The sequence below is a fragment of the Gelidibacter sp. genome, from assembly GCF_039916245.1.
GTDB lineage: Bacteria > Bacteroidota > Bacteroidia > Flavobacteriales > Flavobacteriaceae > Gelidibacter.
Genome location: NZ_JBDSLS010000107.1, coordinates 1 through 10,718 on the forward strand (window position 1 = coordinate 1; position 10,718 = coordinate 10,718).

Consider the following 10,718-nt stretch of genomic DNA (forward strand, 5'->3'; position numbering starts at 1 on the left):
TTGCTAGATTCAACTCCGGCACAACCTCCTTCTCAAACCATGGATTCCGAGTCAACCAAAACCGATTTCTCGGACTTGGATGCGGCAATGGAAAATAGTTAGGTAAGTATTCTTGATAATTATCTACAGTTTCCGTCAAGGTTTTCTTCGCATCTTTCTTCAAGTAATAACTTTGAGCATACATTCCAATCAACAAAACGAGTTCAACATTGGGCATAAATTCCCATAACTGCTCATGCCATTGTGGAGCGCATTCTGAACGCGGTGGTAAATCGCCACTTTTACCTTTACCGGGATAACAGAAGCCCATCGGCACAATCGCGAAAAGTTTCTCGTCATAAAATTGTTCGTCCGTCACACCTAGCCATTTTCGCAATTGCTTGCCACTGGCATCATCCCATGGAATTCCAGAAGCGTGCACTTTAGTGCCGGGCGCTTGACCAATAATCATAATCTTGGCATCGGCATGAGCAGTCACTACCGGCCTTGGTCCAAGTGGCAAATGAGCTTTGCACGTACTACAGTTTCTTATATTTGAGAGCAAATCCTTCATAACTTATCGTCTCCTATTTTCATTCTCCATCATCTTTTTTAAGTCCATGCTAAAAGAAGGATACGTCATGATCATATGCTTAAATGCCTTAACGGTCATTTTATTATATATTGCCGTGGCGAAAACGTTGATACTCTCATTGGCTTCAGGACTCAACAGATGCGCGCCCACAATTTCGTCAGTGCGCTCATTCACTAAAATAGTGTAGGCATAAGTATCCTCATTTTCCTTTTTCGCATTGTACCAACCGCTGCAATCGCCTTGATAAACCTTGACGTTTTTATATCGCGACTTGGCTTCTTCCTCCAAATAACCGACGGATGACAAATTTGGAGTTGTAAAAACGGTTGAAGGCACACAGGGCACATCCAAAGTTTTCGAGTTCTCCTTGACGACATTGTTCCCGACAATATATCCCTGTAACCCAGATAAAGGCGTCAATGGCAAGGATTTATTCGAAACATCGCCACAGGCATAAACCTTTGGATTGGATTTGCTTTGTAGATGATCATTAACCACAATACCGTTGTCATCGGCTTCAATCCCAGCTTTATCCAAATCGAGCACAGCAATTGATGGCACTCTTCCCGTCGCATTAATTACTTTTTTGGATTTATGGGTTTTGGACTCGCCGTCTTGATTATAGGAGACTTTTAAATTCTTTTTTAGTTTTTTAAGCGCAGCGACCTCAGCATTAAAAACAAATTTAATTCCTAAACTTTTTAATTTCCCTATTAATTTTTCAACCAAATACGGATCAAAATCTGCAAGAGCATTATTTTCCTTTTCGACAATTGTGACCTTACAACCTAACGTCGCCAACATACAGGCAAATTCCATAGCGATATAACCTGAGCCAATAAACGTGACGGATTTTGGAATTTTCTTCCAGTTGAGAATGTCCTCACTTACCTTTAAATATTCTTTGCCTTCAACATCTAATGGCCTTGGAATATTTCCGGTAGCGATCACAAAATAATCAGCAGATATCACCTTCCCTTCTAATTCGACCTCATTGTCACTGATAAATTTAGGCGAATGATGGTAAAGTGACATGCCTAAATCGGTTAACTTTTGTTCAGTATTTGGTGGAATTGGATCAGAAAACGATCGTTTAAACTTCTGAACTTTTTTCCAGCTCAGCTTTGGCTTTTCCTCAACTCCGAACCCTTTTAAATTCTGGCTTTTATAGAGGAGTTCTGAAAACTGAAGCATGATGCGTTTGGAATCACAACCTCTGTTGGCGCAAGTACCACCAAATTCCCTATTGTCCGTAATGGCAACGTTTAAGTTTTGAGCTCTACAAATTTCTGCAGCGGTTTGTCCTGCGACGCCACTTCCAATAATCAAAACGTTATAATGCTTTTTTTTCATAATCTTCTTATCTGAGCAAAAAGATACTGAAGTTTTAAGCAGAAAATGTTATGAAAAATCTAAAGTTTGAAATGCGCTAAGATTTATGCTTTCCAGCAACAACGATCACAATTTCGCCTTTTGCAGGTTTTGCAGTGAAGTGTTCGAAGACTTCTTTTGCAGTTCCTCTAACGGTTTCTTCATAGAGTTTCGTCAATTCCCTCGATACGGAAATTGAGCGATCTTCGCCAAAATACTCGCAAAAATGAGCTAAGGTTTTAAGAAGTTTGTGTGGACTTTCATAAAAGATAATTGTTCGGGTTTCTGCCGCCAGAAGTAGTAATCGGGTTTGTCTCCCTTTTTTAACCGGCAAAAAACCTTCAAACACAAATTTGTCGTTTGGCAATCCACTATTGACCAGCGCCGGTACAAAAGCAGTTGCACCTGGCAGACAATCCACTTCAATATTATTTTCAATACAGGCACGCGTCAATAAAAATCCTGGATCAGAAATGGCAGGCGTTCCTGCATCACTAATTAATGCCACTGTAGTACCCGATTTGATCTTTTCAATCAAATGCTCCACCGTTCTATGCTCATTGTGCATGTGATGCGATTGCGCAGGCGTTCCAATTCCATAATGCTTAAGGAGTTTACCAGAAGTACGCGTGTCTTCGGCCAAAATTAAATTAACTTCTTTTAGAACCTCAACAGCCCGAAAAGTCATATCCTTTAAATTTCCTATAGGTGTGGGTACGATGAATAATTTGCTCATTAATTAATCGAACTTGCCTTCTATAATAGTCATAAAACGCGCTTCAACATCTTCCTTTCCTAACCAACCATTATAGTCTGGCTTCACAATATTTTGAATTAAATTCTCAGCTTCACCAAAAGAACTTGACGTATTGATTTGAGAAAGTACGCGTTCATAATCTTCGCGTTCGCCATCAAAAAGATACTTTATAAAAGCAATTTTATCATTCAATCCAATATTAAGACCGTGTTTAAGTTTGTCGTTCAGAGATTTTTTGTGAGGATCCTGAGATTTTGAAGACGGCACCGGATCAAAAACTGGCATGTTTTTAAAATCGGCAGTCAAGGAATCAAAATCATTTTTGGACTCTACTATTTTGACCTCCTCAACCTTATTCTCTTCAGCTTTAGCTTCTTCAATTCTGGACTCTTCAACTTTAGTTTCCTTATTTTTGGTTTCTTCAAATTGAGAAAGCGGCTCGTCAAAAAGCGCATCAATTGCATGGGCTTCATGTGGCATTTGCGCCACAATATCCTTAATCTTCTCCATGACGGGCTCCATGATGCCATCATCTTCTATTTCATCAAGGTTGACATAAATTCTATCGCCACGTTCAATATTATCACTCACTTCATTATTGAAAGCTACATCCAACATGTCAAAAAATGACGAATCAACGCCAATAGTCGGCGAATTTTGTTCTAAATTTTCATGGGCAAATTTCAAAACACTTAGTTTTTCATATAAAAGACCGGTCTCACGATGAAGCTCAATCACATTCTCTCTACCCTTCAGTTTTAGAATTCGATGTGCAATGCTCATTAGTTCAGACTCCAACTTCTTCTTCATAACTTTTAACTTTAATTCGATTTTATACTTTTGATTTTTAATAAATTTGCGCCACCTTTATAGAATACAAAGGTAAGCTTTGTTAAGTGTTAAAATTACAAAATGTTTCTTGAAAATACAGTAAATCCTAAAGAACAATTTGGGTGGATTGAGGTTATTTGTGGCTCTATGTTTTCGGGAAAAACCGAAGAATTGATCAGGCGTCTTAAGCGTGCGCAGTTTGCAAAACAAAAAGTTGAAATTTTTAAACCTGCTGTCGATGTGCGGTATGACGATGCTTTCGTGGTATCTCATGATGCCAATGAAATCCGTTCTACACCGGTTCCTGCCGCGGCTAATATTCCTATTTTAGCTGATGGTTGCGATGTGGTGGGCATTGATGAAGCTCAGTTTTTTGATGATGAAATCGTTCGGGTTTGCAATGATTTAGCAAATAAGGGCGTTAGAGTTATCGTTGCTGGATTAGACATGGATTTTAAAGGCAATCCCTTTGGCCCCATGCCAAATTTAATGGCCACTGCAGAATATGTCACTAAGGTTCATGCTGTTTGTACCCGTACCGGAAATTTAGCACAGTATAGCTACAGAAAAGCTAAAAGCGATGCCATAGTACTTTTAGGAGAAGTGGAAGAATACGAACCCTTAAGTCGTGGCGCATTTTACAAAGCAATGGCACATGACAAAGCAAGAAACATAAAGGTCAAAGACGCCCAAGAACTTATCCCAAAACCCAAAAACCCCAATGCCTAAAGCGCAAGAAACCGTACTCGAAATTGATCTTTCTGCCTTAAAACACAATTTTGAATACCTCAAATCCAGATTAAATAAGAACACCAAATTTTTAGCTGTTGTCAAGGCATTTGCCTATGGCAACGACGCTGATGAAATCGCACTTTTTCTGCAAAACTTGGATGTCGATTATTTTGCGGTGGCGTATACTAATGAAGGTGTTGCCTTAAGAAATGCAGGAGTCACAAAACCTATTTTAGTATTGCATCCGTTGCCTATCGGTTTTGAAAACCTTATAAAACATTGTTTGGAACCAAGCATTTATAATGCGAAAGTACTCCATGAGTTTTTACAGGTTGCTTCTGATAAAAAGCAAAAACACTATCCTATTCATCTCAAATTTAATACAGGACTCAACAGATTGGGTTTTTCTGAAGATGATATCGAAAGACTCTATTCAAAGATAAACACGTCGGAAGCTGTTGAAGTTAAATCGATTTTTTCACATTTGGCGGCCAGTGAAGATTTGAAAGAAAAGGAATTCACACTGCAACAAATAGCGTCGTTTAAAACTATCACAGAAAAGTTTACAACGATTTTCGGCTTTCAACCGATGCTGCATTTAAGTAATACCTCTGGCATTTTAAACTATCCGGAAGCTCATTTGGATATGGTACGCAGTGGAATTGGTCTTTATGGCTTTGGCAATTCTGAAAAAGAAAACAAACATTTCAGACCTATTGCTTCGCTTAAATCGGTTATTTCACAAATACATGAAATTCCAGAAGGCGAAACGGTTGGCTACAATCGTGCCTATAAAAGCAAATCATTAATGAGAACGGCCACTATTCCCATTGGTCATGCCGATGGTATTGGCAGACAATACGGGAACGGAAAAGGATTCGTCATTATTAATGAGAAAAAAGCACCAATCATTGGTAATGTTTGCATGGACATGATTATGGTTAATGTTACAGACATTAATTGCGAGGAAGGCGACGAAGTTATTGTATTTGACGCTTTGCATACTGCTGAAAACCTAGCGAGTTGTGCAAACACCATATCATATGAATTAATTACAGCTATTTCCCAACGTGTTAAACGAGTTATCAAAAAATAATTTCTTATGAATAATTTAACTTTTATATAATTTTATTACCTTCGTTACTAAACAGTTAACCAAATATACCTATTATGTGGAAAGACTTTAAAGATTTTATTATGACCGGCAACGTCATTGACTTGGCAGTTGCGGTTCTTTTGGCTGGAGCTGTTGGCTTGGTTGTCAATGGTTTTGTCACCGACATTATGATGCCAATCGTAGGTTATTTCTCTGGAGGCATGGATTTTTCAAACATGTTCATCTCCTTAGATGGAAAAGAATACGCCTCTTTAGCCGCTGCAAATGAAGCTGGAGCAGCAGTAATTGCTTATGGTAAATGGATCAACTCCATCATCAATTTAATAATTGTTGGTTTCGTATTATTTATGATTGTTAAAGCCTACGCTAAGGTAAGAGCTAAAAAAGTAGTTGCTCCTGCACCTCCTGCTGGTCCTACTGAAATCGATTTATTGAAAGAAATCAGGGATGCATTAAAAAAATAATCGCGCTACTCCCATATTCTAACTTAAGCCCGATTTTCAAAAAATCGGGCTCTTTTTTTTATATCAGGTTTTTTAAATACATTGAATTAATGGTTAATTTAGCAACTTAAAAATTTTTAATTATGAAAGTAGCTGTTGTTGGTGCCACTGGAATGGTGGGCGAAGTAATGTTAAATATCCTTGAAGAACGTAATTTTCCATTTACGGAATTGATCCTGGTAGCTTCAGAAAGATCGGTTGGCAAGGAAATTACCTTTAAGAATAAAACCTACAAGGTCATAGGATTAGCTGAAGCAGTTTTAAAAAAACCAGATATCGCTTTCTTTTCTGCAGGCGGAACCACCTCATTAGAATGGGCTCCAAAATTTGCAGAAGCCGGCACGACGGTTATTGACAATTCCTCCGCTTGGCGCATGGATCCTTCAAAGAAATTGATCGTTCCAGAAATCAATGCACATCTGCTAACTAAGGACGATAAAATCATTGCTAACCCAAACTGTTCAACCACTCAAATGGTCATGGTTTTGGCACCGCTTCATAAAAAATATAAAATCAAAAGAGTGGTCGTTTCTACCTACCAATCCATCACAGGAACTGGGGTAAAGGCAGTAAAACAACTGGAAAATGAGTTGGCTGGCATTACAGGAGAAATGGCTTACCACTACCCAATACATAAGAATGTCATTCCACATTGTGACGTGTTTGAAGAAAACGGCTACACAAAAGAGGAGATGAAGTTAGTTCAGGAAACTCAAAAAATTCTTGAAGACCGATCCATCGCAGTAACGGCAACCGCTGTAAGAGTACCAACGCAAGGCGGGCACAGCGAAGCGGTTAATATCGAATTTGAAAATGATTTTGACGTTACTGAAGTTCGTAAATTACTAAGCCAAACTCCTGGCGTTGTGGTTCAAGATAATACGGATGTCAACACTTATCCTATGCCTATATATGCCAACGGAAAAGACGATGTTTTTGTGGGACGTATCAGACGTGACGGCTCACAAGCTAACTCATTAAATCTATGGATTGTAAGTGACAACCTAAGAAAAGGTGCCGCTACAAACACCATTCAAATTGCTGAATATTTAATTGAAAGACATCTTGTTTAATCAGATGGTTTTGAAAAAAGAATACTATTATTAAGAAATAGATGTCTTAACATTATATTAAAAAAGCTCTTACACCTGTTTGTAGGGGCTTTTTTGTTTATTTTTGGAACTCAACATTTAACACGTTTACTTTTATGAAAAAATTAGCGCTTGCAATGGTCGTTCTTACTACAATTACCGCTTGCAAAAATGAAAACGAACTTAAAAAATCCAATGCGATTGCTGTGACTTATCCTGAAACCAAAACGGTGGATACCGTTGATACTTATTTTGGAGTACAAGTAAATGATCCCTACCGCTGGCTTGAAGATGACAGAAGTGAAGAAACCGGAGCATGGGTAAAAGCTCAAAATCAAGTTACTGGCGATTATTTAGCACAAATCCCATACCGTCAAGAATTGAAAGATCGATTGACAGAAATTTGGAACTACGAAAAAATCGGCGCTCCTTTCGTTGAGGGCGATTATACTTATTATTACAAAAATGATGGTTTACAAAACCAATCGGTTATATACAGAAAGAAAACTGGAGAAGATAACGATGAGATCTTTTTAGATCCGAATACGTTTAGTAAAGACGGCACCATTTCATTGGGGGGTCTTAATTTCTCTAAAAACGGAAAACTTGCTGCTTATCAAATTTCTGAAGGCGGAAGCGATTGGCGTAAAGTCATTATTTTGGATGTCGACACCAAAAAACAAATTGAAGATACACTTGTCGATGTTAAATTCAGCGGTATTTCATGGAAGGACAACGATGGCTTTTATTACTCAAGCTATGACAAACCTAAAGGCAGTGAGCTTTCAGCTAAAACTGATCAACACAAGCTTTTCTACCATAAATTAGGAACGTCACAAAAACAAGACCAATTGATTTATGGTGGCACTGCTGAGCAAAAACACCGTTATGTTGGTGGTGGCGTTACTGAAGATGGTAAATATCTATTCATCTACCCAAGAAGCTCTACCTCTGGCACGAAGCTATTAATGCAAGATTTATCACAGCCGAATGGTAAAATGATTACCATTTTAGATAATACCGATACCGATACCAGCGTCATTGAAAACGTAGGAAGCACGCTTTATTTAATCACCAATAAAAATGCGCCAAATCAAAAAATCGTCACTGTTGATGCTTCAAATCCAAGTCCAGAAAACTGGAAGGATTTCATTCCTGAAACAGAAAATGTATTGAGCGTTTCTACTGGTGGTGGTTATATTTTTGCCAGATATATGGTGGATGCTGTTTCTAAAGTATTGCAGTATGATTATGACGGCAAGTTGAATAGAGAAATCAAACTTCCAGGGGTTGGAAGTGCTGGCGGTTTTGGTGGTAAAAAAGAAGATAAAACACTCTATTTTTCCTTCTCTAACTATATCACTCCAGGTACTATCTATACTTTGAATCCTGAAAGTGGTGTTTCTGCAGTTTATAAAAAACCAGCTATCGATTTCAATGCCGACAATTTTGAAAGCAAGCAAATATTCTACACTTCAAAAGACGGTACTAAAATACCAATGATCATTTCTTATAAAAAAGGCGTCAAACTTGATGGTAAAAATCCAACCATTTTATACAGTTACGGCGGATTTAATATTTCTATGACTCCTGGATTTAACATTGCCAATGCGGTCTGGATGGAACAAGGCGGTATTTATGCCGTTCCTAATATCCGTGGCGGTGGAGAATATGGCAAAAAATGGCATGATGCCGGTACCAAAAAAGAAAAGCAAAATGTGTTTGACGATTTTATCGCTGCCGCAGAATATTTAATTGACAACAAATACACGTCGTCAGATTATTTAGCGATTCGTGGAGGATCAAACGGCGGATTGTTAGTTGGTGCAACCATGACCCAACGCCCAGATTTAATGAAAGTAGCACTTCCAGCGGTTGGCGTATTGGATATGTTACGTTACCACACCTTTACATCAGGAGCTGGTTGGGCTTATGATTATGGAACATCAGAAGATGACAAAGAAATGTTTGAATATTTAAAAGGCTATTCCCCTATCCACAACGTTAAAGAAGGTGTGGCATATCCTGCAACGATGATCACCACAGGCGATCATGATGACCGCGTGGTTCCTGCGCATAGTTTTAAATTTGCGGCCGAATTACAGAGCAAACAAACTGGCGACAATCCAACGTTGATCAGAATTGAAACCGATGCTGGCCATGGTGCCGGAACTCCTGTAAGCAAGACCATTGAAGAGTATGCTGATATTTTCGGTTTTACGCTTTACAATATGGGCTATGAGGTGCTTCCTAATAAAACCAATGCAAAAATAAAAGGATAAATAATTCAGAATTGATTTCAGACCTGTCAGTTCCGAAGTATCGGAAGTGACAGGTTTTTATTATAAAATTACCATGCTAAAAGTCGATAACCTTACCTTTTCTTATAATACAAAAAACACAGGTTCCCCTGTCCTTAGTAATATCAACTTTTCGGTAAATAGAGGCGAACATGTTTCTATTATTGGCGAAAGCGGCTCCGGAAAATCCACGCTTTTAAAATTGCTTTACGGCGAATATGATTTGAACGAAGGTTATATTTTTTGGGAAGACACCGAAATTTTAGGCCCAAAATACAATCTTGTGGTAGGCTATGATTTTATGAAATATGTCGCACAGGAATTCGATTTAATGCCGTTTATAACGGTTGAAGAAAACATTGGCAAACACCTGTCCAATTTCTTTCCAGAAGAAAAAAAAGAACGTGTGGCAGAACTTTTGGAAGTGGTTGAATTAACCGATTTCGCAAAAACGAAAGTGAAGACCTTAAGTGGCGGACAAAAACAACGTGTGGCCTTGGCAAGAGCTTTGGCAAAAAAGCCCGAAATCATCTTGTTGGACGAACCCTTCAGTCATATTGATAACTTTCAGAAACAATCCTTACGCAGAAGCGTATTTAATTATTTAAAAGAAAAAAACATCGCCTGTATTGTGGCTACGCACGACAGTGAAGATGTGTTGGGATTTGCGGATAGAATGATTGTTCTGCACGATTCAATCGTCATCTCCAACAAATCGCCTCAGGAACTTTATAAAAACCCAGAAATGCCCTTAACCGCATCCTTTTTTGGCGAGTTTAATCTCCTCAATGATGACATCATCTATGCACATCAACTTAAAATTGTTGAGAAATCAGATTTAAGAGTTGAAGTCTACCATAATTATTTTAAAGGCCACTATTATTTGATTGAAGCGCATACAGAGGATGATATTATTTATTTTGAGAATCGAACTGCATTAGAAATAAACTCAAAAGTCTTTCTTGAAATTCTCAAACGGCAATAGCCAAGGCTCCAAAATGACCGTGATGCGTGAGCGATAATTGAGCTGCTAATAAGCGACCGTTGCTATAAAAATGTGGGACGCCATTGTCATTTTTAATGATTGCAAGAGTTTCTTGAGACAGGTTCATCCATAGGGCATAAGCCGTAACAGCCTTCTGATTGCTTTGCTGATTTTGCAGATTAGAATCCGCATTTAAGAACTGAAATACTTCAGAAATATAACGCTGCTCTAAAAAAGCCGTTGTTTGAATGAACTTCTCCGTTGATTGAGAAACTGTAGGGATCACTTTATTATCAAAGACAACATATCCTTTAGTGGCATTCGTGGTAAAACAGCAAAAATCCTTCGGATTAAAACGAACCATACCATCGGCTCTCGAAATGATTTTATAAGCACTTTCCTTCATGCTCCATAAACGCCAGATGTTTTGAAATCGATTCCCGTCTGACAGAATAAA

The 10,718-nt window shown here is 38.3% G+C and carries 11 protein-coding genes; 6 read left to right on the forward strand and 5 right to left on the reverse strand.

All coding sequences use genetic code 11. The features are described from left to right. The 4 genes from ABIQ28_RS05235 to ABIQ28_RS05250 all read right to left on the reverse strand — a co-directional run. Window positions 1-553: uracil-DNA glycosylase family protein (locus tag ABIQ28_RS05235; protein WP_348035825.1), on the reverse strand; the 553-nt coding region annotated here is incomplete at its 3' end. Window positions 554-556: 3 nt separating this feature from the next. Continuing rightward, window positions 557-1,927, reverse strand: a complete 1,371-nt coding sequence (locus tag ABIQ28_RS05240) for an NAD(P)/FAD-dependent oxidoreductase (RefSeq protein ID WP_348035826.1) — start codon at window positions 1,925-1,927, stop codon at window positions 557-559. Between the two features lie 76 nt (window positions 1,928-2,003). Continuing rightward, window positions 2,004-2,681, reverse strand: a complete 678-nt coding sequence (rsmI, locus tag ABIQ28_RS05245; protein ID WP_348035827.1) for a 16S rRNA (cytidine(1402)-2'-O)-methyltransferase — start codon at window positions 2,679-2,681, stop codon at window positions 2,004-2,006. 3 nt (window positions 2,682-2,684) lie between these two features. Then, entirely contained in the window at window positions 2,685-3,512 is an 828-nt protein-coding gene (locus ABIQ28_RS05250) for a hypothetical protein (protein ID WP_348035828.1), read from the reverse strand. Window positions 3,513-3,614: 102 nt separating this feature from the next. Between ABIQ28_RS05250 and ABIQ28_RS05255 the strand changes: the two genes are divergently transcribed. The 6 genes from ABIQ28_RS05255 (at window position 3,615) to ABIQ28_RS05280 (ending at window position 10,261) form a co-directional block, all read left to right on the forward strand. After that, complete coding sequence (locus ABIQ28_RS05255; RefSeq protein WP_348035829.1) at window positions 3,615-4,262, forward strand: thymidine kinase; 648 nt, start codon at window positions 3,615-3,617, stop codon at window positions 4,260-4,262. Further along, window positions 4,255-5,361 carry an alanine racemase gene (gene alr, locus ABIQ28_RS05260; protein ID WP_348035830.1) on the forward strand — a complete coding sequence of 369 codons (1,107 nt, stop codon included), beginning with the start codon at window positions 4,255-4,257 and terminating at the stop codon, window positions 5,359-5,361. The genes ABIQ28_RS05255 and alr overlap by 8 nt, the downstream gene beginning before the upstream one ends. Window positions 5,362-5,435: 74 nt before the next feature. Then, a complete protein-coding gene (gene mscL / locus ABIQ28_RS05265; RefSeq protein WP_348035831.1) occupies window positions 5,436-5,846 on the forward strand; it encodes a large conductance mechanosensitive channel protein MscL in 411 nt (136 codons plus the stop codon). A gap of 122 nt (window positions 5,847-5,968) precedes the next feature. Beyond that, a complete protein-coding gene (locus ABIQ28_RS05270; protein ID WP_348035832.1) occupies window positions 5,969-6,958 on the forward strand; it encodes an aspartate-semialdehyde dehydrogenase in 990 nt (329 codons plus the stop codon). Between the two features lie 134 nt (window positions 6,959-7,092). Next, window positions 7,093-9,258 carry a prolyl oligopeptidase family serine peptidase gene (locus ABIQ28_RS05275; protein ID WP_348035833.1) on the forward strand — a complete coding sequence of 722 codons (2,166 nt, stop codon included), beginning with the start codon at window positions 7,093-7,095 and terminating at the stop codon, window positions 9,256-9,258. Between the two features lie 73 nt (window positions 9,259-9,331). Further along, entirely contained in the window at window positions 9,332-10,261 is a 930-nt protein-coding gene (locus ABIQ28_RS05280) for an ABC transporter ATP-binding protein (protein WP_348035834.1), read from the forward strand. Here the strand turns inward: ABIQ28_RS05280 and ABIQ28_RS05285 are convergent. After that, window positions 10,248-10,718: hypothetical protein (locus tag ABIQ28_RS05285; protein WP_348035835.1), on the reverse strand; the 471-nt coding region annotated here is incomplete at its 5' end. The genes ABIQ28_RS05280 and ABIQ28_RS05285 overlap by 14 nt on opposite strands.